We start from the raw sequence: 24,101 nt of genomic DNA on the forward strand, positions 1-24,101 counted from the left end.
ACGATATATGAAAAAGCTGCTCCTCATTGCAATAACCACTTTACTGGCCACCAGTCCTTTAGCCGTTTTAGCTGACGATGCACCAAATGCAGGTAAAGTAAGCAGCGTAAACAGATTGAAGTACTTTTCTGATTACGACACGATGATGAACAATGTGAAATTGGAAGCTTATGATAAAGCTTTTCCTGAGCTATTACGCTATGCACGCTATGGCGATAAACAGGCACAATTTCTAACTGGCGTGTTATTCATTTCAGGTGGCGGAGTAGAGGCTAATACCGAATTAGGGCTAGTGTGGATGAGACTTGCGCTGGAACAAGAAACAACGGATTGGAAAAACCGCTATCGTGATATCACTAAAAACCTGACCAAACAACAATTGGCATCACTTGATCCCCTGTATGAAGAATACAAAAGTAAATACGGTGCTGAGCAACAATTTATGCGCTGTGAATATGAACGCGTTAAATTTTCCAATATTGTTAAGCACATTTGTAAGAAAAGCATCTTTCAAGATGACTATTATAAAATAGTTGAATACGACACTGAGGGCTAAAAAAATACCGGGTTTCAGGCACAGCCTGAGACCCGGTAAATCTATTTAACGTAGTTGGCTTTACTGGGCCAGAATAACGAAAACTGCTACCATAGCGGTTTTTATAAAGGAGCGTTCTGATGGCCAAAGCCTGCGCCTTACACATACTGGTAAAAACCCGTGAAGAAGCTGACAGACTTAAACAACAGCTGGCAAAAGGGGCTGATTTTGGCAAATTAGCCAAGCAGCACTCACAATGCCCGTCGGGGAAAAAAGGCGGCGATTTGGGCGAGTTTCGTCAAGGACAGATGGTAAAAGCCTTTGATGACGTCGTGTTTAAAGGCCCACTGCTAGAAGTACAAGGCCCGGTAAAAACCCAGTTTGGTTTCCATCTGATCAAAACACTATATCGCAGCTAACTCAATGTGGGTTAAACACTAATTAAACACAGCTAACGATCTTGTTAATAGCGTTGATACGGCCGCTCTGCCAGATCATCTCATAGTGAGCACTTTGCACCATCTGTGTAACATATTGCGGGCTGAATAAGCCCCAGCATAGCGCAGCATTGTTACGCACCGAATAGTACTGTACCCCAGCGCCATGCTGCTCACGCAAGCTTATTCCCAAAGCACGGGCAGCACTATAGTCTTTTGAATGATAAACACCATGTTGTAACGGTAGGTAGGTTAAATCTGTCAGGCTAACCTCACTGAACTCACAGCTTAATGCCTTAAACACAAAGCGCTCATAAGCCAGCCCAGGTACCCTGCTCCAATACTGCCCCTGATGATATGCCACCTCGCTAATAGCCGTTTGTACACTGTCAGCCAAATACAGCACACCAAAACGACCGTCAGAAAAGCGGCTGCCCGCAGGATTGACATGGGTAAAGGGAGCTACGGCATAGGAGCAACCGGTAATACCAAACGGAATGTTACTGCGCGGCAACAAACTCAAATTACCCGCTTGTGCCTGTAACCTGGGGTTGGTTAATGCCTGCAATTCATACAGCACGTCAAATTCATCGGCATTGGCAACATCGTCAAACACGGATACCGGCGGATATTTGGAATTTATTAAACGATAGCTGCGCTGTTTATACAGTTTAACCTGTGGCAAATCGTCCGACGCTACAGTTGCCTTTATTACCACATGCCACCACGCAGCGCGTCGATATGTTTGAAAGTTTCATATAGCGCGGCAAATTGCCCGCTGCTGATAATATCCAGTGGGCTACTACCGTTAAAATACGGGTTATGGTTTGGCAGTCCCATAAAGCCATACAGATTTTGCGGGTTATCAAACAGCATTCTTAAGCTGCTGTGGATATTTAACAGATAGCTTATCCGCTCTATCTGATCTTGCGTTAAGCTAGCGCAGTGTGGATCGTTACGATACTTGTAGTATGCCGCTTTAGAGATTTGCAAAATGCGCTGAATTTGCTCGGGCGAACATTGCCATTTATCCAGAATGGTAAATACCGTTTTAAGCCCTGTTGCGGCAGCTTGCCGCTGGCTTTGCCTGTCGAGCTGTACTGCCTGCATAACGACCTCGTACCTGATCAAATTATTATCAATATAGACTAAAAATATAAAATCGTCCATATGAAGAATTTAATATGTCTAAAAAAGCAGACTCTGTAGTCTGCTTCGCGTTATGCTTTACCCAAAGCCTTAGCACGTAATTTGGCTTTAACATGGCCCTTTTTTTGTGGCTTTTTCTGCCCGTCACTATGCCTTGCTTGCGCTTGCTCAGGGGTAACGTGATTAGGATCATGCTCGTAGCCCGGCAGCACTTTAGCAACAATCACTTGCTTAATAAGCCGCTCTATCTCCTGTAGCGCTTTAGTTTCTTCTGGCGTAATCAGGGTTAGCGCAACGCCACTGTTGCCTGCACGTCCGGTACGGCCAATACGGTGCACATAATCCTCAGCGACTTGTGGTAAATCATAATTCACCACATAAGGTAGTTCGTTGATGTCCAAACCGCGGGCAGCAATATCGGTTGCCACCAAAATACGTACACTGCCGGCTTTAAAGTCGGCCAGCGCTTTGGTGCGGGCGCCCTGGCTTTTATCACCATGAATAGCCGCACTTTTTAAGCCATCTTTTGCCAACTGTTTTGCCAGACGATCGGCACCATGCTTAGTGCGCACAAATACCAGCACCTGTGGCCAGTTGTTTCTACCAATAACATGCGAAAGCAATTCACGCTTACGATGCCGGTCAACTAAATAGGCTTGCTGCTCTACCCGCTCAGCGGTAGCATTGGTCGCCGCAACTTCAATCAGCTGCGGGCTGTTTAACAGTTCATCAGCCAACTGCTTAATGTCATTGGAGTAGGTGGCAGAAAACAGCAGCGTTTGCCGCTTTGGCGGCAATTTGGCCATAATGCGTTTAATATCTACAATAAAGCCCATATCTAGCATGCGGTCGGCTTCATCAAGCACTAAAACGTCTAACGCAGAGAGATCCACCGTTTTCTGATGCAGGTGGTCAATCAACCGGCCCGGCGTTGCAACCAGAATATCCAGCCCCAGCTCTGCATCATCATATTGTGGCCTTATCGATACACCGCCATAAAACACCGCTGAACGCGTAGTTAGGTACTGGCTATACTTGCGCACATTGTCATACACTTGCTGCGCCAGCTCGCGGGTTGGCGTTAATACCAGTACCCGAACCTGATGAGGCGCTACGACCTTAGGCGCATTGAGCATTTGCTGCAGCAGCGGTAAAGTAAAAGCCGCTGTTTTACCCGTGCCCGTTTGTGCGCCGGCAAGTACATCTTTACCCGCTAAAATAACCGGGATACTTTGCAATTGCACCGGTGTAGGTACATCGTAACCTTGCTCAGACAGAACACGTAAAAGGGGCGCAGCCAGTGCGAGAGATTGAAATGACATTAAAATTCCTGTTTTGCCAACGCTTAACCGCAGCTGCTGACAGTGTATTACTAACTGCCAGACGCTTTAAAGCGCACAGTATAACAGAAGCACACACGGCTGAGTTAGCCTGGTGAGCAGCTGGTATTTGTATATGGTTCAAACAGCCAGTGGCATGTTATACACCGGCATCAGCACCGATCCTATAAGGCGTTTGCGCCAGCATAGCGGCGAGATAACCGGTGGTGCTAAAGCGTTGCGCGGTAAAGGTCCGCTAACACTGGTATATCAACAAAGCCTGGCTGATAAAAGTGCCGCAGCAAAAGCGGAATATCAACTAAAACAACTTTCTCGTAGTGCCAAATTGGCGCTGATCACCCAATACAACCAAAGTGAGGCTTAATGGAAAACTTTATACTGGTGCTGGCTTATTTGTGTATTGGTGTGCTATTGCGCCGCCTGCCTGCGATGCCAGAAAACAGCGGCATAGCACTTAATATGTATGTGCTTTATGTCGCGTTGCCAGCGTTAATTTTAAAAAATGTGCCTCAATTGCAATTCTCTGCTGAGTTACTTATTCCGGCTATTACGCCATGGTTTTTACTGCTAGCGGTGGTCGCTACCGTTCTACTGCTAAGTAAGCTATTGCAATGGTCGCGTGAGGTAACCGGCGCGCTGTTAATTGTGCTGCCACTGGGTAATACCTCTTTTTTAGGTTTCCCGATGACTGAAGCCCTGTTTGGCGCCACGGCTATGCCTTATGCTGTGGTGTATGATCAGGTGGGCTCTTTTATCGCACTAGCCACCTATGTCACTATTATTGCTGCACTTTACAGCCCAACCGCCGCTAAACCAACTGCCAAAGGCATTACACTAAAAATTATTACCTTTCCGTCTTTTATTGCCCTAGCGCTAGGGTTATTGCTGCGTGGAAACGATTATCCGCCTCTGGCCACACAACTGATTGATAACTTAGCCGCAACCTTAGTACCGGTAGTTATGATAGCCGTGGGTTTTGCATTAACGGTGAAATTTAGTAAAGCCGAAATATTGCCGCTGGTAAGTGCGCTTGGCATTAAGCTGGTGCTGATGCCAGCACTGGCAGCATTGTTATGGCTAGGCTTGGGTTATAGCGGCACAGCGGTAAATATCAGTATATTTCAGGCCGCAATGCCACCGATGATCTCAGCGGGTGCGATTGCGATAATGGCTGGGCTGGCACCCCGTTTGGTAAGTGGAATAATTGGTTTAGGTATACTCACCGGTCTGCTAACTCTGCCGCTGGTATCCTGGCTGCTACATTAATCTTGCTCCACCTCATCACTGGAGGCCGGTTTTAACCGGCCCGCCTTTTTCAGTGCTTCATGCAACAGATATTCTATTTGACCATTTACGCTGCGAAATTCATCATCTGCCCAGCGCTGCAAAGCGCTGAGCATTTTTTCGTCCAGGCGTAAGGCAAAGGCTTTTTTCGCCACAACAACTCCCGTTAACCGTTAATACAATGTGCCAGCATTTAGCACTGGCTGGACATGATGATCACCACATAACACAACCAGTAAATTACTTACCATAGCGGCTTTACGCTCATCATCCAACTCAACCACATTACGCTCAGACAAACGCTGCAACGCGGTTTCCACCATGCCAACGGCGCCTTCAACAATTTGCTGACGCGCAGCAACAATGGCAGCCGCTTGCTGGCGTTGTAACATCGCGCTGGCAATTTCCGGCGCATAAGCTAAATGACTAATACGCGCTTCTAACACCTCTACCCCGGCTTTATTCAACCGCGCCTGAATTTCTTTTTTGAGTAACTCTGTAACTTCATCAGTACTGCTGCGCAGGCTTATTGCTTCATCATTACCCGCGTCATAAGCATAACTGGATGCCAAATGGCGAATGGCAGACTCGCTCTGAATATTGACAAAGTTCTCATAGTTATCTACTTCAAACACCGCCTCGGCGCTATCTACCACTTTCCATACCACGACAGCCGCAATTTCTACCGGATTGCCAGCATTGTCATTAACCTTCATTTTACTGCTTTCAAAGTTACGAACCCGCAGCGACACCTTTTGCTTGCTATACAGTGGGTTTGACCAGCGCAAACCGTTATTCAAATCGGTACCCACATAACGGCCAAACAGCTGCAACACGGCCGATTGGTTCGGATGCACCATATAAAAACCAAACCAGCAGATAAACACCACTACCGCAGCGAGTAATGCCACCACTTTCAATATCGCAGGCAAAACCACCACACCGGCTAAGGCGGCAAGCTGCGCCAGCAATAAAATGCCTAGCATGCCAAATCCACCTTTGCTGTTAATCATGCGTTCCTTTAGCATCGTCCAATCCTCTCAATATGATATTATTTTGATATCACTTTAGCATGCTTTTTTAAAAGTGCAATAATTTCTCTACTGTGGCAGTGGTGGCTTTTCTGCTAAGGTATTCGTTATCAATAACATACTCTGAGAAGCTTATGTCTGAGCAAATGACAGCCTGGTGGCAAACGTTAGTAACACAAATACAGCAAGCAACCTTCTGGTATCAGTTACTGGCAATTGCACTGTGTTTAATGTTGGCGCTATTGGTAAACCGTTTGCTAGGCCAGCGACTTAGTGACAGCGGTGGCCAGGGGCTTCGCCATGTTGCACTGCGTAGTTCTCATCGCATTTTGTTGCCCTTTAGTATGGCGGCATTGCTGGCAATAGGCAGCGCTGTTTTACAGGCATTTGCTTTGCCAAAACAACTGGTTGCTGCCTTTATCCCCATTGCGCTGGCGCTTGGTATTATTCGGCTGTTAGTTTATATGCTTCGAAAAGCCTTCTTATCCAGCCCATTGGTTAAGACTGCTGAACCGGTTATTGCTGTCATTATTTGGTTGCTCGTTGTGCTTCACTTGGCTGACTTATTAACTCCCATGCTAGAAATAATGGATGCTCTGGCATTTAATCTCGGTGATAGCCGCTTGTCTTTGCTCGGTGCTATAAAACTAACGCTGGTTGTGATCCTGGCGTTTACTATCGCGTTGTGGCTGGCAGAACTATTAAACCAGCAGCTTAAACGGGCGAAACATGTCAGCCCCAGCATGCAGGTAGGCTTTAGTAAATTTAGTAAATTTTTGCTTATCACCATCGCGTTTTTAATTGCGCTAAATGCTGTAGGCATTAACTTAAGTTCACTTGCTGTATTTGGCGGTGCACTGGGCGTGGGGCTGGGCTTTGGTTTACAGCGTATTGCGTCTAACTTTATTAGCGGTTTTATATTGGTGCTCGATCGCAGTGTTAAGCCGGGTGACGTTATCTCTGTGGGCGAAAATTTTGGCTGGGTGCATGAGCTTAAAGCACGCTATGTCGTGGTTCGTAACCGTGAAGGCGTAGACACGCTGATTCCAAATGAGAACCTGATTACATCAGAAGTGATTAACTGGAGCTATGAAGATCGTAATGTACGGGTAAAAATTCTGGTGCAGGTAAGTTACGAAGATGACCCCGAACAGGCAATGGCATTGATGCTGCAATGCGCAAACAAATCATCAAGGGTATTGACTACGCCAGAACCCACCGTCATGCTAAAAAACTTTGCCGACAGTGGCATAGAGCTGGAACTGCGTGTATGGATTGCTGATCCGGAATACGGCGCAGACACCGTGAAGTCGGATATCAATGTTGCAATATGGCGTGCGTTTAAACAGGCTAATATTACTATCCCTTACCCACAACGTGATTTACATATTAAATCGAGCTTGTCATTACCCCCAGCGCCCTAAACGAGCTTTGTGAGAGAGTGTTCTGCGAGAGGATGCTTTGTTAGGCTGTACTCTGTAAGAGAGCCGGCAACAAAAGAGTATGCTGCGAGTGCCGGCGATAAAAGGCACTCGCAGTCTTCTGACTATGCCTCTCCTATCATTCGCCGCAGCACATAGTGCAAAATACCGCCATGCTGGTAATACGCCAATTCATTGCCCGTATCAATACGGCAGTTCACGTCAATCTCCTGTTTTGTCTCGTCAGCATAGGTAATAACTAACTTTAGCTTTTGCCGTGGCGTCAAGCTGTTCAGTCCGCGTAGCGTATAACTCTCTTCACCAGTTAGCTTTAGCGTTTTACGGTCGGTACCCGTTGGGAACTGCAGCGGCAATACACCCATGCCAATTAAATTTGACCGGTGAATGCGCTCGAACGACTCAGCCAGTACCGCACGAACCCCCAGCATTAGCGTACCCTTTGCCGCCCAATCTCTTGAAGAACCTGTGCCATATTCTTTACCTGCCACCACGATTAATGGTAACTCTTGTTGCTGATAACGCATTGCAGCATCAAAAATAGGCATCGTCTCACCTGACGGATAATGCCGTGTTACACCGCCTTCGCTACCGGGTACCATTTCATTGCGAATACGCACATTCGCAAAGGTGCCCCGTACCATCACTTCATGGTTACCGCGCCGTGAACCATAAGAATTAAAGTCGGCTTGCTCCACCCCATGCTGCTGCAAATACTCACCAGCCGGGCTGTCTTGTTTAATTGAACCCGCTGGGGAAATGTGGTCTGTGGTCACGGAATCCCCCAATAGGGCCAGCATCCGGGCATTAACCATATCGCGCACAGGCTTGGGTTTACGGGTTAAACCACGGAAAAAATCAGGCTGGCGAATGTAGGTTGAATCTGGCCAGGCGTACGTTTTCGCCTGAGACACCTCGATAGCCTGCCAACTGGCATCACCGTCAAATACCTGAGCATACTCTTGGTTAAACATACTGCTTTGCACCTTGGCCACTTCGGCTGCAACACTGCTGTTATCGGGCCAGATGTCTTTTAAATACACGTCGTTGCCGTTTTTATCCTGCCCTAGCGGTTCTGTCGTTAAGTCAGTATTTACCGTGCCCGCAAGCGCATATGCCACTACCAAAGGCGGTGAAGCTAACCAGTTCGATTTCACCAAGGGATGAATACGGCCTTCAAAGTTACGATTGCCCGACAACACTGCTGACACATTAAGATCAGCACGGCCTATGGCTTTTTCTATTGGTTTAGCCAACGGACCGGAATTACCAATACAGGTAGTACAACCATAACCTACCAGGTAAAAGCCCAGTTGCTCCAAAGGTTGCATCAGATTTGCTTGCTCAAGATAGCGGGTAACCACTTTAGAGCCTGGCGCCAATGAACTTTTTACCCATGGCTGACGTTTTAAGCCTTTGGCTAGGGCATTTTTTGCCAGTAAACCTGCCGCCATTAACACACTGGGGTTAGACGTATTGGTACAAGAAGTAATGGCAGCAATCACCACGGCGTGATCATCCAGCTGAATTTTTTCGCCATTAAAGTCAAAACTACGATCTGTCGGTTTTGCTTCAGTTTGGCCACCACCCTCATTTACCAGTTGAGCCTCTGGGGCTTTAGCCGCTTTTACTTCAAGCGCCTTAGCATCACTACAATGTTGTTTTAATTCGCTTAAGGTTACTTTGTCTTGCGGCCGTTTCGGCCCGGCGAGGGATGGCACAACCGTGCTAAGGTCTAAATGCAAGGTATCGGTAAATATTGGTGTTACACCTGGTTGACGCCATAAACCTTGCGCCTGACAGTAGGCTTTAACCCTCGCAATGATGCTGTCATCACGACCGGTAAGCTTTAAATAATCCAGTGTTATCTGATCAACCGGGAAAAAGCCACAGGTAGCACCGTACTCCGGCGCCATATTGGCAATGGTGGCGCGGTCGGCCAGAGCCAGCTTATCTAACCCATCACCAAAAAACTCAACAAACTTGCCCACAACTCCCTGTTTACGAAGCATTTGTGTCACGGTCAGCACTAAGTCGGTTGCCGTGATCCCTGCTTGCAAGGCGCCAGTAAACTCAAAACCTACCACCTCAGGAATAATCATTGATACCGGCTGGCCTAACATGGCCGCTTCAGCTTCTATACCACCCACGCCCCAGCCCAGAATACCCAGCGCATTAATCATCGTAGTGTGAGAGTCGGTACCGACTAATGTATCCGGATAAGCTAACAGGGCATCATCCTGCTGCTCACTCCAAACCGTCTGGCCCAAATACTCCAGGTTTACCTGATGGCAGATCCCGGTACCAGGCGGCACCACTTTAAAATTAGCAAAGGCTTTCGCTCCCCAGCGTAAAAAGGCGTAGCGCTCATGGTTACGTTGCATTTCTATGTCAACGTTTTCAGTAAATGCCTGCTCAGTGGCGTAATGGTCAACCATGACTGAATGGTCAATCACTAAATCAACCGGTGACAAGGGGTTAACTTTATCCGGGTCTTCGCCTAATGCAGCTACCGCAGCGCGCATCGCTGCTAAATCTACCACTGCTGGCACACCGGTAAAATCTTGCATCAAGACACGGGCGGGACGAAACGCGATTTCACGTTCAGAACTACCGCTTTTCTGCCAATCTACCAGTGCCTGAATATCCGCCTCAGTCACCGCATCTGAATCCAGGTTGCGTAGTAAATTTTCCAGCAGCACTTTAAGGGAAAAAGGTAACCTATTAATGTCACCAAACGTTGTTTCGGCCTTAGCCAAACTGAAAATACGATATTGCTGCTGACCCACCAACAGCTTGTCGGCAAAAGGGTTAGGCTTAGTCATACTTACCTCGCATTAATTACTGTCTGTTAAGTGTAGTTCATCAACACAGCAGTACGAGGGTTAAACGATGAGCAGGGAACCAGAAGGGATGCGCAGTAAGTTACAACTTACTGCGCTAATATTTATTAAACTAAAGCAATTTTAGCAAACTTACGCTTACCAACCTGATAAATGGCTATCGATCCTTTGCTAATCTCTAGCTTAGTGTCTTCAATCTTAGTTTCGCCATTAAGCTTTACCGCACCTTGTTTAATCATACGTATGGCTTCTGAAGTACTATCCACCAAACCAGCTTCTTTTAGCATGTTTGCAATGGGCATGGTTGCGCCATCACAACTTACGCTTACCTCTGGAATATCGTCCGGTAACGCGTTCTTACTAAAACGTTGGGTAAAATCCTGATGTGCCGCTTCAGCCGCAGCATCGTCATGAAAACGGGCAATAATTTCTTTTGCCAGGGTAATCTTTACATCACGGGGATTAGAGCCTGCAGCGACTTGGGCTTTTAAAGCATTAATATCCTCTATTGGCTTAAAGCTCAGTAAATCATAGTAGCGCCACATTAATTCATCAGATATCGACATAATTTTGCCAAACATGTCGTTGGGTGCGTCGGTAATGCCAACATAGTTACCCAGCGACTTCGACATTTTTTGCACGCCGTCTAAGCCTTCCAGCAATGGCACCATCATCACCGTTTGTGGACGTTGGCCTTCATCCTTTTGTAGCTCCCGTCCCATCAGCAGGTTAAAGCGCTGGTCGGTGCCGCCCATTTCAACATCGGCTGCAAGCGCAACAGAGTCCCAACCCTGTACCAACGGATATAAAAACTCATGAATGGCAATAGACTGATTATTCGCATAACGCTTTTTGAAGTCATCACGCTCTAGCATACGCGCCACCGTTTGTCGGGCGGCTAATTTAATCATGCCAGCTGCACCCAGTTCGTTCATCCACTCAGAATTGAACGCCACCCGGGTTTTGGCAGGGTCAAGGATCTTAAATACCTGCTCCTTGTAGGTTTCCGCATTGGCCAGCACTTCTTCCCGGGTTAGGGGTTTGCGGGTAACGTTCTTTCCGGTAGGGTCACCTATAAGACCAGTGAAATCACCAATCAGAAAAATAACCTCATGTCCCAACTGCTGAAAAGTACGCAACTTATTAATCAGCACAGTGTGGCCCAAATGCAAATCAGGTGCTGTAGGGTCAAAGCCAGCCTTTATTTTTAGGGGCTTGCCTTCTTTAAGTTTGGCAATAAGCTCTTCTTCCAGCAGAATTTCTTCGCAACCACGTTTTAATTCTGCTAAATCCTGCTCCCAACCTGCCATTTTAGTCTCCTGATTTTTAACCCAATTGCGCAAACAAACCGCATTCTATAGCATGTTCAGCCTGCTGGAAACGCACAAAAGTCTGGTGTCGGGCAAAAAAACGGTATATGCTCGGTTTTTGTGCGTTTCCTGAGCCCAGACTAGCATTATGCGTCAATTCGTAACTAAGATTCCGCCAAAACACCGCGCCTTAATCGCTGCAACTTCGGTGTTTTTATCCATTGTTTTATTATTACCGTCTGAACCGGTGTCTGCATCTAAAGGTAGCAAAAACGATAGCCTTGAAATTGGCAAGCGTTACAGCTTGGACATGCCTGAAACTATTGATGACATCACACCAGAGCATGCTCTTGCCGAGCTGGCAGCACTGCCAGAAGAGGATTTATCACTCAATTGGTCTGTGTTGCAAGTGCAAAAGGGCGATGCTTTATCTGCTTTATTTAAAAAAGCCAATGTTAGTCAGCAGGTTATGCTTGATGTGCTGGCATTGGGAAGTAGCGTAAAAACATTAACCCGCATTTTCCCTGGCGAGCAGCTGGAATTTGGCCTGAACAGCGATGGCGAATTACAAGAGCTGCGTTATGCGTTAAACCATTTAACCACATTACGTGTTAGCCGCGACCCCAATGGCCAGTTTGTTGCCGAAGAGCTAAAGAAAGATGTTGAACTTCGTAGCCAGTTTGCCAATGCTGAAATTCGCAGCAACTTTTGGAGTGCGGGTATAGAAGCCGGCCTCAGTGAATCACAAATTATGAGTCTGGCCGGCATTTTTGGCTGGGATATCGACTTTGGTTTGGATATTCGTGCTGGCGACAATTTTAGTGTGCTGTATGAAACCCAATATGTAGACGGTGAATTTATCAGCAATGGCAATATTATTGCTGCACAATTTTCTAATCAAGGCCATTTATATCAAGCAGTTCGCCATACCGATGGCAACTATTATAAACCGGATGGTGCCAGTATGCGCCAAGCCTTCTTACGTGCGCCGGTTAGCTTTCAGTACGTTAGCTCCAATTTTAACCCACGTCGTCTACACCCTGTGCTAAAGACTGTTCGACCTCATAACGGCGTAGATTATGTAGCACCGGTTGGCACGCCAATTATGGCGGCTGGTGAAGGCCGGGTTATTGCATCTGCATATAATAATTTAAATGGCCATTACGTGTTTATTCAGCATGCCAATAACATCGTGACAAAGTACCTGCATTTATCAAAACGGCTGGTCAGTAAAGGCGAGAAAGTGCGCCAGGGAGAAGCTATTGGTCGTCTGGGTTCAACCGGTCGCGTAACTGGCGCTCATTTGCACTACGAATTTTTAGTGTCTGGTGTTCACCGTAACCCCAGAACAGTAAAACTGCCTCAGGCAACGCCGTTACAAGGTAAAGATAAAGAACTGTTTACAGCACAAGCCCAGCAAATACTGGCCCAGTTACAAACTAATGAACGGGTTTTATTAGCTAAAACCATGCCTGATAACGCGACTGCTGCACCCTAAGCTACAAGCATTAAAGCACCATAAATTGAGTGCGATAAAAAAGCCCGCTGGAAATTGCGGGCTTTTTTATTTGTTTAGATATAACCGGGTAAAACGAGCTTAACTATCCGCTACGAGCTTAACTACCTGCTACGAGCTTAACTACCCGCTTTACCCTACTAATGCCAGTAATATACCAGCAGCCACCGCGGAGCCAATAACCCCAGCGACATTAGGGCCCATGGCATGCATTAACAAAAAGTTATGCGGGTTGGCTTCCAGCCCTACTTTATTCACCACGCGAGCTGCCATTGGCACTGCAGATACGCCTGCGGCGCCAATAAGTGGATTAATAGGTTGCTTAGAGAAGCGGCCCATTAACTTTGCCATCATCACCCCAGATGCAGTACCAATGGCAAAAGCGACGGCCCCCAACACCAAAATACCTAACGTTTGCAGCGTTAAAAATTTATCCGCGCTCAACCTGGACCCCACCGCCAAACCAAGAAAGATGGTCACGATGTTAATCAGTTCATTTTGCGCCGTTTTACTTAACCGGTCTACCACGCCAGACTCACGCATCAAGTTGCCTAAGCAAAACATGCCTATCAACGGTGCCGCACTGGGTAATAACAAAATGGTCAGTAACAACACCGCCAGTGGGAAGATGATTTTTTCTTTTTTGCTGACGACACGTAACTGCACCATCTGTATATTACGCTCAGCCTTGCTGGTTAACGCCCGCATGATAGGAGGCTGAATAATAGGCACCAATGCCATATAAGAATAAGCTGCAACAGCAATTGCACCAAGTAAATCAGGCGCCAGTTTTGACGCCAGAAATATTGCCGTAGGGCCATCAGCCCCGCCGATTATTGCAATAGCCGACGCTTCTTTCATGGTAAAGCTCAATCCGGGTACGGCATTAAGCGCAATAGCACCCAATAACGTGGCGAAAATACCAAACTGGGCTGCAGCGCCAAGTAATAACATCCTGGGGTTTGCGATAAGCGCGCCAAAGTCTGTCAGTGCACCCACGCCCATAAAAATCAGTAACGGAAACACACCGGTGCTGATACCCGCGTTATAAATCATATAAAGCAACCCGCCGGGGTCACCCATACCGGCCAACGGAATATTGGTCAAAACGGCACCAAACCCAATGGGCAATAACAGCAAAGGTTCAAAACCCCGGGCAATAGCCAGATAGAGGAGTAAGAAACCAACCAGCATCATAACAACCTGGCCAGCGCTAAAATTGACTAAGCCGGTTGAGGCGATTAATGTCGTTACAGCATCCATGGATGTTCCTTAATTCTGTCTAGTCAAAGCTTATCATCACATCACCGGTGCTAACGGCATCACCGGCTGCCACGTGAATATTGACGACAGTACCATCAGCAACTGCCCGCACTTCGGTTTCCATTTTCATGGCTTCCATAATAATGACCACATCACCACGTTTAACTTCTGCGCCTACCTTGGTCACAATCTTCCAAATATTGCCGGCCAGAGGCGCGTTCAGTGTCGCGCTGCCCGTTACCGATGCACTACCGGGAATATTTTCAGACACAACAGGTTTAACAGAACTTAGCTCGCCCGTGGGGGCAACTTCAACCTCATACACCTTGCCATCAACCCGCACGCTATAGCTTGCCGGGCCGGTTGCTACGGGCTTGTTTTTGGCTGGAGTCGACGGCTGAACGTTATCGAGCTCAGCGCCTGGCGCGGGTTCAAATGCGGCAGGGTTATCTCTATTTTTAAGAAACTTCAAGCCAACCTGTGGAAACAACGCATAGGTCAGCACGTCATCAATTAACGTATCGGCCAGGCGTATATGTTCGCTTTTTGCCAGGCTGCCCAGCTCTTGCTGCAACTTTTCCAGTTCAGGTTCAAGCAAATCGGCTGGCCGGCAGGTAATGGCTTCGGCACCGGCAAGCACACGTTTCTGTAATTCTGCATTCATTGGTGCTGGCGTCGCACCATACTCGCCTTTTAACACGCCCGCCGTTTCTTTGGTAATACTCTTGTAACGCTCACCGGTTAACACATTAAGCACGGCTTGGGTGCCAACAATTTGTGAGGTGGGTGTCACCAAGGGTAAAAAGCCTAAGTCTTCACGTACATGGGGAATTTCTTTTAATACCGCATCAAGCTTATCCAGAGCGCCCTGCTCTTTAAGCTGACTTTCCATGTTAGTTAACATACCACCTGGAACCTGAGCCAATAAGATACGGGCATCCACGCCTTTTAATGAGCCTTCAAATTGCGCGTATTTTTTCCGTACATCACGAAAGTACGCCGCAATATCGGCTAACAACTCCAGGTTTAACCCGGTGTCATGCTCGGTATCTTCGGTAATTGCTACCATTGTCTCCGTTGCAGTATGGCCATAAGTCATACTCATTGATGAAATAGCGGTATCCAGCATATCAATGCCAGCATCTATGGCTTTTTGATACGTTGCGGTGCTTAAGCCTGTGGTCGCATGGCATTGCATGGCTAATGGAATTTTAGTGGCTTCTTTGATACGGGTAACTAACTCTTCGCACTCATAAGGTTTAAGCAAACCCGCCATATCTTTAATGCAGATAGAATGACAGCCCATATCCTCCAGCTGGCGCGCCATATCCACCCACATATCGATGGTATGCACCGGACTGACAGTATAAGAAATCGTCCCCTGAGCATGGGCGCCCACTTTAATTGCACTTTGTACTGCGGTTTGCAAATTACGGATATCGTTCATTGCATCAAAAATACGAAATACATCAACACCGTTTTTATGTGCCCGCTCTACGAAGGCTTCGACAACATCGTCAGCATAATGACGGTAGCCCAATAAATTCTGACCTCGCAACAACATCTGCTGCTTGGTGTTAGGCATCGCTTTTTTTAGCTCTCGAATACGATGCCAGGGATCTTCACCCAGATAACGAATACAGGCATCAAAGGTTGCGCCCCCCCAAGACTCCATTGACCAGTAGCCCACTTTATCCAGCTTAGCTGCAATTGGCAGCATGTCTTCCAGTCGTAACCGGGTCGCCAGTAATGACTGATGTGCGTCACGCAGTACCAGTTCAGTAAGTAATAATGGTTTGCTCATGCCTGAGTCCTCTTATTGTTGTTTGCGATACTGATGTATTGCACTTGAAATAGCGGCAATGACCGCTGGGCTGGGGCCATTGCTACCCGCATCAATTCTTACGGCTTTATCAGCAATTTTCACCGGGAAATATCGCTGCATTATTTTGCTGATAAGTTGCACCACAAACACCAGCAACAACAGAAAAGCAAATACCGCCACCATGCCAATAAACATCAGATTTGCAGCTTCTAATAGTAGTTGTGCGACCATAGGCGTTATCTCCCTTCGTTAACAATACCGTGCAGTCATCGCTGCACTAAGTTCAGAATAGTTGAACACGGTCAACTCGGTATAGTTATATAAGACCGACTGAGCATTATGCTTAGTTAATAACATCAGGCTAAATAATATTCAGTGATAGCTGCTATTTATACTAACAATTTGCCTAACGCCATTACACTACACGTAAAGACGCTCAAGTGTCTAGCCATCCAATATAGAAATAGCCGCTTTGTTACTACTGGTTATAAATGCGGAATTTAGATTGCAGCATTTAACTGCTGAGAAATTTGTTGGCTAAGCAGCTGCAATCCCTGACCTAAAGCAACAACTAACGCTGGGTAACCATCATCTTCTAGTGGTACACGCAGAGAAAACGCCTCAGAACCCGGGTGAGTACTCAGTGTAAAACGTCCGCTAATTATCGCATAACCATCTGCCTGACCATGAAACTGATCTATTTGCACAGCAAGCCGCATTGTCGTCGGTTGCGCCTGTAAAACGGTGACGAATTCGGGTAACACAGGCTGCAATCTGTCACGTAACTGGCGCTGTAATTGCTGGCCCAGCGCCTCTGCCCACAAATGTTGCCGCGCCACAACAAGCTCTACGTCAGATACCTGCAATACCAAACCACGACCATTAAGATAACTGGCTACCTGCACCGGCTCAATATAAAGCTGTTGCGTGGCCGTACTTTGACTAGCAACTAACGCCGGCATAACGGGCAGCTGATAGTACGTTATAGCTTGCTGGCTACTACAGCCGACGAACAGCAATACACACCCCAGCAGTACTCGTCTCATTGTTTTGCCCTCTTTGGTTGCGGATCTGTGGCTGCTTCAGCTTCAAACACCAATGCGTTACTTTGTTGATTCAATGTTTGCAATAATGGCTGCACTTCTCTGAGCACTTGATCCAGAGTTTGCAGATTGCCATTTAACCGGTCATACGCCGCTGAACCTGGGCTCAACCCAGCCAACATCAGCTGTAAATCCTGCAAGCTTTGCTGCAACTGGGCCGGTAATTGTTGCATCTGAGGGTTGGCCACCAATGCGTCTAACTGCGCCACCATACTACTGGCATTTTGCATAAGAATTTGGGTACTTTGCATGGTTTGCTCGCTTTGCACTAAAAGCTGCTCTACCGGTAAATTATTAATTTTGTCCAGCGCCATCAGCACTTTTTGCTCAATGTTGCTAAGGCCTGACCGGGTGGTCGGCAACATCGGATAACCGGCACTTTGGCTTAGCGAGAATTGCTGCGCCTGTAACGCTAACAGTTCCACATCCTGCACAGGCTCCTGATTAATATCTAAATCAATATACAAAGCGCCCGTTAACAAATTGCCGGTTTTCAACGTCGCATGCATACCCCGGCCTACCGCTTTCTCCAGCTCTTGACGCAATTGTGCTAAGGTGAGGTTTTCATATAACCTGCCAGCCTCAATTCGAATGAGGACCGGTATGCCCTGCTGCAAAGAAACCTCAAATGGCTTATCAATAGAAAAAAAGAAAGGCACACTAGTAACAGTGCCAACACGTACGCCACGATACTCTACCGGCGCACCAGCTTTTAAGCCTCTAACTGACTCGTCAAAAAACACTAAATATTCAACAAACTCACTGTATAAACCGTCTTGAATACTCTGTTTGTTAGGAAATAACTGAAACTCAGTACCATCGGCTACCACACTACCTGCTGGCCAGCCTTGCATCAGGTCAAAACTGACACCTCCTGTGAGTAAAGTAGCCGCAGAACCTACATCTACTTGCAAACCTTCTGCGGTAAGATCAACCGAAAAACCACTACTTAGCCAAAAGCGCACGTTTTCAGACACCAACACATCGAAAGGCTCGCGTATATAGAGTTGATACTGAGTGCGGCGCAATGACAGATCAAATTCACTGTATTCGACCGTCCCCACTTCATAGCCACGGTACAGTACCGGGTCACCTGCTGCCAAACCGCCAGACTCTTTAGTACTTAATACAACTCTAATGCCAGGTGCATCAGCGGGGGCTACCGGCGGTGTGTCTAATAACTGATGTTGTAGTTGCAGTTGTGTCGAGTCACCGGGTTGCAGCTCAATATATACACCTGATAACAAGGTATTTAACCCGGTAATACCGCCACGCCCTACCTGCGGTTTAACCACCCAAAATTGTGAATCAGCGTTCAGTAGCGCTGTTATAGCGGGTTTCATACGAGCTTTAATAATAACCTGCTTTAAATCACGGCTAAGCTCCACCGATACCACCTGGCCAATATCAACACTGCGACTTTTTATCTGAGTTTTACCAGCAACAATACCCTCGGCATCAGCGGTTAAAAGCGTAAGCAAAGCCCCTTGTTGTTGTTGATGGTTGTATAGCATCCATAAACCAATCAGCACTGCTGCTATGGGTACCACCCAGATGGGTGACAATTGTCTGATGCGACTTATTTTAGCCATTTTTGGTTGCGTCAAAACGGACTCCCTTCTGCTCTGTTAACGGGTCCCATAATAATCTGGGGTCAAAACTCAATGCTGCCAGCATGGTTAAAATAACCACGGATGCAAATACTAATGCACCAACTCCGGGATAAACACTCATTAGTAAATCAAATCTAACCAACGCTGCCATAATGGCAACAACCAGCACATCTACCATAGACCATCGCCCAACCCAGTCTACTAAACGGTAAATTTGTGTGGAATATCGCTGACGTAGCGAAAAAGGCAGGCGGGTTAAATAGCATAACCAAAACATAATCACTATTTTTACAACGGGCACTATAACGCTGGCAATTAAAATGATGATAGCCACCGGATAAGCACCATCCTGCCACATTAATATCAAGCCACTAACAATGGTAGAGTCAGTTGTTTCGCCAAAGGAGACAGTGCGCATTATGGGTAATAAATTTGCGGGGATATACAGTAAGGTGGCCGCAATAAGTAAAGCTAAGGTATTTTGCATACTGGCACGTTGACGCAGCCTGACTTTAGTATGACAACGACTACAGTGAGTTTGTGTTACCGGTACCATAGCGGTACACACCTTACACAGCTTTAAGTTTTGTGCCAGGCCAGTTTTACCAACATTAGCAGCAACCTGAGGCACAGGAGACGGCGCGATTTTTGACCACAACTCTCGGCGGTCTATAACTTGAAATGCTCTTAAATGCAGCAGACAAAACAAACAAAACGCCCAGAAACTGTTACCGAGCGATATCTCTGAATCGGCGACTAATTTTACAAAACTAATAATTAATCCCATCAAAAAAATATCTACCATGCTCCATGGCTTTAGCATATAGAGCACTCTGGCTACCCAGGTTCGCGCTGGTAACGAATACAACATACCAAGCTTGAGGTAAATAATGGCAAACATGCACGCCGCAGGAACCGCCTGAATTAATAACCAGATCAGAATAGCCAACGATTGATGATGCTCAGCAAACAACACTGACGAGGTATCGAAGAAATTCATTTCATTACTGTTGCCCGCAGCGAACATGCTGACAAAAGGAAATAGATTAGCCAGCAGCAACATAAATAACGCTGAAGCCGCAAATAACATTGGCCGCATTACCGATTCAGGATGACAGGCATCCAGATGGTGTCCGCATCTGGCACAATCAGCTTCTTCTCCGGGTTTAAGCGCTGGCAGATGCTGTACCAAATCACAATGAGGACACATTGCAAGCTCAGTAGCGGTATCGCAAGACACCGCTACTGATTGATGATCAAAAGTCTGGAGTGTTGTCACGTGTCAGGCTTACCCGTCTTAAGACAGAAATGCAGTAGTAGCAGAGCAAAACTAATCTCTGCCTGAGTAAAACTGCTGATATGCATTAGCAATTTATAGCATAATCACAAGCGCTTAGCGATGGCGTGAAACAGGATGCATCAATTAATTAATGTTTAGGGTTGAGCAAACAGTTTGCATAGTAGGTCGTTGTTGCAGGCCAATCGGAGAACACGCCTATTACCCCAACGTCCTGTGCCAATACATCTAATAACTGTAATACTGCACTATCATCGGTTGCAGTTAAAGGCAGCGACTGATAATACCAATCGCCCCCTGTTTTCAGTGGGGCAGACCGCTCTAAACTCCAGGCAATAATCTTTAAGCCGGCGGCTTTAGCGGCTAGCGCATAGCGGGATGGCACAATTTTACCCTTTTGCTCAGTCACTAATACCCATAAAGGCGGTGCAATAATATTTAATCCGGCATCTTTTAGTTGCTGCATCGAGGGTTGCCAACTATCAGGCTGCATTGCATCAAAGCCCGGCTGTTCGTAACGCTCATCCAACCAAATAGCCTGGCGGCCAAACTCAGGCTCAAATGTTAACCAATATTCAATATCTTGCCAGTTAAAAGACTGCAGATACACCTGAGATGGCGGCACGCCAGATGCTTTATAGTCATCTACCAGCTGCTGCGCATACTGCTGTTGGCTGTAACGGCTATTAAATGGCATAGGGACCTCAGCTTGTTTTAGCTCCGGCACCATCTTCACCCCTTGTTGCTTAAACAATGCCACGGACTCTTGATGTGTCATTGGCTTGGCGCACTGTGTATATAACTCAGTACGCCATACTGGAGTACCCTTTACATAGTCTGCTACCTGTTGCGCGGCAGTGTTTACGCCATCCATTTTCGCACATAAACTGCTGAACTCCGCCACGGTAATATCACTGGTACAGCAACGCGCAGAGGCACTGGTGCCAGTTGTGGGATCGGCTGCAACAAAAGGTTGAGAGCATTTCTCTGCCAGTGTCGGACGCAAAAGGATATCGGTAGTCTGATGTAAATCGCACTGGGCATGCCGACACACTAACTGCTGATCTGCCGTAAAGGCGACATCACATTCAACCATGCCAGCCCCCATCGTTATTGCCGCATGATAAGACTCAAGGCTATGCTCCGGAAACATCAATGGCGCGCCACGATGCGCTATTGAAAAATCGCTGCGATAAAACGTATTGTGCTGGCAAGCTTGCATGCGTTGTTTCAAATCGCTCTCAGGCAGCTGTTGTAGTAAATAAATAGGCCTTACACCGGGCTGTGCCGTGGGCAACGTTCCCTGACACGCCACTAACAGCATAAGCATGATCAATAGCCAGTAAAATTTCATCATCCTTCCTACATCCCATCCCCAAAGTAGCGATAGCCTAATATCGCTGTATGACATTAGCATTACTCAATCTCACTGGCTTGTCATAAAAAAAACACATTAGCTACACAGCAACCACATTTTATCGTCATATATTTTACACACTCCCTCTGCACAATAAGCCGCCGTCGACAAGCTCGTCTGACCACAACAACAAGATCAACGCTTTTAGGGAGAATTATTGTGCCTAACCTTAGGTTAAATACCATCACGCTGGCTATTGCTGGTCTATTGTCTGCTTCACTGCAAGCACAAGACAACACCATAGCGAATAACGAGACTGACGTAGAAGTACTTTCTGTGGTAGGAAAACGTGTTAGCTATGCCAATAACAGTACAGACAACAACATGAAATACCAGCAGGCACCTATTTCCAATGTACTGGATTTGGTGAACAATCTGCCGGGTGTGAATGTAGGTCAAGGCGATGCATTTGGCAGTGATGACTACACCACAACGATAAGTTTGCGCGGCTTTGTGATTGATAGAGCGGATCAGCAGTTGGGGATCACCGTAGATGGTGTACCCAATGGTGGCTCAGGCTATGCCGGTGGCAGTAAAGCTAACCGTTATATGGACAGTGAAAACACCCGCTATGTCGAAGTAGGACAAGGTGCGTCCGACATTGCTTCTGCATCACTGGATGCGCTGGGTGGCACACTTAACTTTGTCTCCGCTAACCCAGAGATGCAGCGCGGCGCCAGAGTGGGTGTTTCAAATGGTAGCCACAACGCACGGCGTTATTTTGCCCGTTATGATAGCGGCGAGATTTTCGGTAATACCACGGCTTATTTCAGTGTGTCCGACAGCTATAACAGCCGCTGGATCGGCAGTGGCAGCAATGGTTACAGTGACAGAATTCACCTGGAAGCCAAAAGTATCACTGAATTGGATTCAGGCCGCATTACAGCCCGGGTATCCTATGACGACACGCATGAAGATAATTATCAGCCAATCTCTCTGGCCCATTTTGCCAAAACACCGCGCTGGGATGGCCTGACGAACGCCTGGACTGGAGATCCTGACATCGACCAGAATTTTGCTGAAACCTGGTCAACCTTACGAGAAAATACCTTAGTTTATGTTAAAGGTGAGTTTGATTTATCTGACAGCATCGCGCTTGAGATCACGCCCTATTTGCACTTGCAAAATGGTCGTGGCGACTGGATGCCAAACTATCAGGTGTATACAACAGATGCATCAGGTAATCGGATTACCAAAGGCACCGGTGCAAACATGCAGCGCTACCGCTACATTGACGTAAACGGCTTACCTATTCTGGATCCCAATGCCGACACCACTGATGCAACCCGTGTAGCCTCTTACCGACATACACATTATGAAAAGCAACGTTTTGGTACCACGGCTAACTTGCAGTGGGACCTTGAGATGCATCAGCTACGCATGGGTATTTGGCTGGAGCAGCAAAAACGTAATCAAACCCGCGACTGGCACAACATTATCGATCCGAAGATTTATCATTACTTTGATAAAACACCTTACTGGGTGCAGTTTGATGATGATTACACCAATAAGGTCTTTAAATACTACCTGCAAGACAACATAACGTTTGGAAATTTACAACTTACACTCGGTGTACAACAATATCTGGTTGATGTAAGCCGCACCGATGATCTTAATGGTAAAGGCAAAGATAGTGTCGATAGCGATTCTTCACTATTGCCCAGTGCCGGCGTGGTTTACTCGCTAAACGATCACATTGAGATATTTAGTGGTTACGCTAAAAACTTCAAAGCGATATCAGACGGCCCACTGGAAAATAAAAAATCAGCAGAGCTAAGCAGTTTAAAACCCGAAACAGCAACAAATCTGGACTTGGGTATCCGCTACTCTAGTGACGTCGTCAGCATGTCGACATCGCTTTACCGGGTGAAATTTAATAACCGTATTGTCCAACTACGTTACCAAACCACTGCAGACGGCACACCAAACTATCTTGCTGAGGGTGACGGCGATTTTGATAACGTTGGCGGCGTAACTGCAACAGGCTTTGAAGCGAATATCAACTGGCGCTTAAACCCAAATTTAAGCATTACCAGTGCGATAACAGTGAATAACGCCGAATATTCTGAAGATGTCGCGGCCAGCAAAGAAGGCGCTGACGGAGAGCAATTATTAGTAAAGGATTATCGCAAAGGCGACAAGCTTGCAGGTATACCGGAGAAAATGCTGACATTGTCGTTAGACTATAATGATGATGGCTATCGCGCCGGCATCAGTGGCAAATACGTGGCTGATTACTACGGTGCAGCTAAGCATAGCTTTACGGCCAATGGCGGCGAAGCATGGAATAAAGACACTATCTCAGCGCACACTATTTTTAATGCTTATTTAGGGTATGAAAAAGATCTGGGTGCTGCAAGCCCGTTTAAGTCTGTTGATTTAGCCTTAGTGATGAACAACCTGACCGATAAAAGCTATATTACCGGTGGTAGCGAAGGCGCTTATCTGATTGGTGCAGGGCGCACAGCAAGCTTTACTGTTAGTTTGGGCTTCTAACCCGCCTGCGTCAGTTTGTCCCAGGCTAAAATGAAAAAAACCCGCTAAGGCGTTAGCCGTAGCGGGTTCTTCGTATATGGTGGACGCAGGAGGATTGCTAGCGGCTATCCTGCCGCTAGCCCTTCGGGCCAGCTTACACTGTGCCAATTTGCTCCCGGCAAATTGGTCGAACCTTGCGGAGCTTCTCACCCGCCTGCGTCAGT

The 24,101-nt window shown here is 46.9% G+C and carries 22 protein-coding genes; 8 read left to right on the top strand and 14 right to left on the bottom strand.

The genetic code is table 11. The features are described 5' to 3' along the window. The first annotated feature begins 7 nt into the window (after positions 1-7). Together ORJ00_RS14185 and ppiC are read left to right on the top strand one after the other, a co-directional pair. A complete protein-coding gene (locus tag ORJ00_RS14185) occupies positions 8-556 on the top strand; it encodes an SEL1-like repeat protein (RefSeq protein WP_306126939.1) in 549 nt (182 codons plus the stop codon). A 119-nt stretch (positions 557-675) separates the two neighbouring features. Next, positions 676-954: a peptidylprolyl isomerase PpiC gene (ppiC, locus tag ORJ00_RS14190; RefSeq protein WP_027671480.1), complete on the top strand. Its 279-nt coding sequence runs from the start codon at positions 676-678 to the stop codon at positions 952-954. A 22-nt stretch (positions 955-976) separates the two neighbouring features. Here ppiC and ORJ00_RS14195 read toward each other — a convergent pair whose 3' ends face one another. From ORJ00_RS14195 to ORJ00_RS14205, 3 genes are all read right to left on the bottom strand, one after another. After that, positions 977-1,690, bottom strand: a complete 714-nt coding sequence (locus tag ORJ00_RS14195; RefSeq protein WP_306126937.1) for an RES family NAD+ phosphorylase — start codon at positions 1,688-1,690, stop codon at positions 977-979. Then, entirely contained in the window at positions 1,684-2,082 is a 399-nt protein-coding gene (locus ORJ00_RS14200; RefSeq protein WP_027671482.1) for an antitoxin Xre-like helix-turn-helix domain-containing protein, read from the bottom strand. The genes ORJ00_RS14195 and ORJ00_RS14200 overlap by 7 nt, the downstream gene beginning before the upstream one ends. Before the next feature lie 110 nt (positions 2,083-2,192). Further along, the gene (locus tag ORJ00_RS14205; protein ID WP_027671483.1) at positions 2,193-3,443 is read right to left on the bottom strand and encodes a DEAD/DEAH box helicase; all 1,251 of its coding nucleotides are present in this window, start codon (positions 3,441-3,443) and stop codon (positions 2,193-2,195) included. Between ORJ00_RS14205 and ORJ00_RS14210 the strand changes: the two genes are divergently transcribed. From ORJ00_RS14210 to ORJ00_RS14220, 3 genes are read left to right on the top strand one after another with little or no spacing between them, the layout of a single operon-like run. Next, positions 3,437-3,559: a hypothetical protein gene (locus ORJ00_RS14210; protein WP_276202262.1), complete on the top strand. Its 123-nt coding sequence runs from the start codon at positions 3,437-3,439 to the stop codon at positions 3,557-3,559. The genes ORJ00_RS14205 and ORJ00_RS14210 overlap by 7 nt on opposite strands. Positions 3,560-3,576: 17 nt before the next feature. After that, a complete protein-coding gene (locus ORJ00_RS14215; protein WP_306137709.1) occupies positions 3,577-3,825 on the top strand; it encodes a GIY-YIG nuclease family protein in 249 nt (82 codons plus the stop codon). Next, the gene (locus ORJ00_RS14220; protein ID WP_306140158.1) at positions 3,825-4,727 is read left to right on the top strand and encodes an AEC family transporter; all 903 of its coding nucleotides are present in this window, start codon (positions 3,825-3,827) and stop codon (positions 4,725-4,727) included. The genes ORJ00_RS14215 and ORJ00_RS14220 overlap by 1 nt, the downstream gene beginning before the upstream one ends. On the opposite strand, the gene ORJ00_RS14225 is transcribed toward ORJ00_RS14220, so the two are convergent. Continuing rightward, the gene (locus ORJ00_RS14225; protein ID WP_084153587.1) at positions 4,724-4,900 is read right to left on the bottom strand and encodes a type II toxin-antitoxin system antitoxin; all 177 of its coding nucleotides are present in this window, start codon (positions 4,898-4,900) and stop codon (positions 4,724-4,726) included. The two genes, ORJ00_RS14220 and ORJ00_RS14225, sit on opposite strands and share 4 nt — an antisense overlap. A gap of 18 nt (positions 4,901-4,918) precedes the next feature. Next, positions 4,919-5,773: an SPFH domain-containing protein gene (locus tag ORJ00_RS14230; RefSeq protein ID WP_027671485.1), complete on the bottom strand. Its 855-nt coding sequence runs from the start codon at positions 5,771-5,773 to the stop codon at positions 4,919-4,921. 137 nt (positions 5,774-5,910) lie between these two features. Between ORJ00_RS14230 and ORJ00_RS14235 the strand changes: the two genes are divergently transcribed. After that, positions 5,911-7,200, top strand: a complete 1,290-nt coding sequence (locus tag ORJ00_RS14235) for a mechanosensitive ion channel family protein (protein ID WP_306140159.1) — start codon at positions 5,911-5,913, stop codon at positions 7,198-7,200. A 122-nt stretch (positions 7,201-7,322) separates the two neighbouring features. Here the strand turns inward: ORJ00_RS14235 and acnA are convergent, their stop codons facing one another. Next, positions 7,323-10,040, bottom strand: coding sequence for an aconitate hydratase AcnA (gene acnA / locus ORJ00_RS14240; RefSeq protein WP_306140160.1), 2,718 nt, complete (start codon positions 10,038-10,040; stop codon positions 7,323-7,325). Positions 10,041-10,165: 125 nt separating this feature from the next. Next, the gene (gene tyrS / locus ORJ00_RS14245; protein WP_027671488.1) at positions 10,166-11,368 is read right to left on the bottom strand and encodes a tyrosine--tRNA ligase; all 1,203 of its coding nucleotides are present in this window, start codon (positions 11,366-11,368) and stop codon (positions 10,166-10,168) included. 148 nt (positions 11,369-11,516) lie between these two features. Here tyrS and ORJ00_RS14250 point away from each other — a divergent pair, with 148 nt between their 5' ends. After that, positions 11,517-12,866 (top strand): peptidoglycan DD-metalloendopeptidase family protein, encoded by a 1,350-nt coding sequence (locus ORJ00_RS14250; protein WP_306126932.1) that lies wholly within the window; start codon positions 11,517-11,519, stop codon positions 12,864-12,866. Positions 12,867-13,016: 150 nt separating this feature from the next. Here ORJ00_RS14250 and ORJ00_RS14255 read toward each other — a convergent pair whose 3' ends face one another. The 7 genes from ORJ00_RS14255 to ORJ00_RS14285 form a co-directional block, all read right to left on the bottom strand. Then, a complete protein-coding gene (locus ORJ00_RS14255) occupies positions 13,017-14,147 on the bottom strand; it encodes a sodium ion-translocating decarboxylase subunit beta (RefSeq protein ID WP_027671490.1) in 1,131 nt (376 codons plus the stop codon). 19 nt (positions 14,148-14,166) lie between these two features. Next, on the bottom strand, positions 14,167-15,951 hold the full coding sequence (oadA, locus tag ORJ00_RS14260) for a sodium-extruding oxaloacetate decarboxylase subunit alpha (RefSeq protein WP_306126931.1): 1,785 nt from the start codon (positions 15,949-15,951) through the stop codon (positions 14,167-14,169). Between the two features lie 12 nt (positions 15,952-15,963). Further along, positions 15,964-16,203, bottom strand: a complete 240-nt coding sequence (locus ORJ00_RS14265; protein WP_305976339.1) for an OadG family protein — start codon at positions 16,201-16,203, stop codon at positions 15,964-15,966. A gap of 269 nt (positions 16,204-16,472) precedes the next feature. After that, the gene (locus ORJ00_RS14270) at positions 16,473-17,018 is read right to left on the bottom strand and encodes a PqiC family protein (RefSeq protein ID WP_306126930.1); all 546 of its coding nucleotides are present in this window, start codon (positions 17,016-17,018) and stop codon (positions 16,473-16,475) included. After that, positions 17,015-18,682, bottom strand: coding sequence for an intermembrane transport protein PqiB (pqiB, locus tag ORJ00_RS14275; protein ID WP_306140161.1), 1,668 nt, complete (start codon positions 18,680-18,682; stop codon positions 17,015-17,017). Before pqiB ends, ORJ00_RS14270 begins: the two co-directional genes overlap by 4 nt. Further along, positions 18,660-19,967 (bottom strand): PqiA/YebS family transporter subunit, encoded by a 1,308-nt coding sequence (locus tag ORJ00_RS14280; RefSeq protein WP_306140162.1) that lies wholly within the window; start codon positions 19,965-19,967, stop codon positions 18,660-18,662. The genes pqiB and ORJ00_RS14280 overlap by 23 nt, the downstream gene beginning before the upstream one ends. Positions 19,968-20,115: 148 nt before the next feature. Further along, positions 20,116-21,342: a glycerophosphodiester phosphodiesterase family protein gene (locus tag ORJ00_RS14285; RefSeq protein ID WP_306140163.1), complete on the bottom strand. Its 1,227-nt coding sequence runs from the start codon at positions 21,340-21,342 to the stop codon at positions 20,116-20,118. 219 nt (positions 21,343-21,561) lie between these two features. Here ORJ00_RS14285 and ORJ00_RS14290 point away from each other — a divergent pair, with 219 nt between their 5' ends. Continuing rightward, on the top strand, positions 21,562-23,898 hold the full coding sequence (locus ORJ00_RS14290; RefSeq protein ID WP_305976347.1) for a TonB-dependent receptor domain-containing protein: 2,337 nt from the start codon (positions 21,562-21,564) through the stop codon (positions 23,896-23,898). Positions 23,899-24,101: the final 203 nt, after the last annotated feature.

Origin of the sequence: Rheinheimera baltica (genome assembly GCF_030731985.1) — a bacterium.
In the GTDB taxonomy this organism is placed as follows: domain Bacteria; phylum Pseudomonadota; class Gammaproteobacteria; order Enterobacterales; family Alteromonadaceae; genus Alishewanella; species Alishewanella baltica.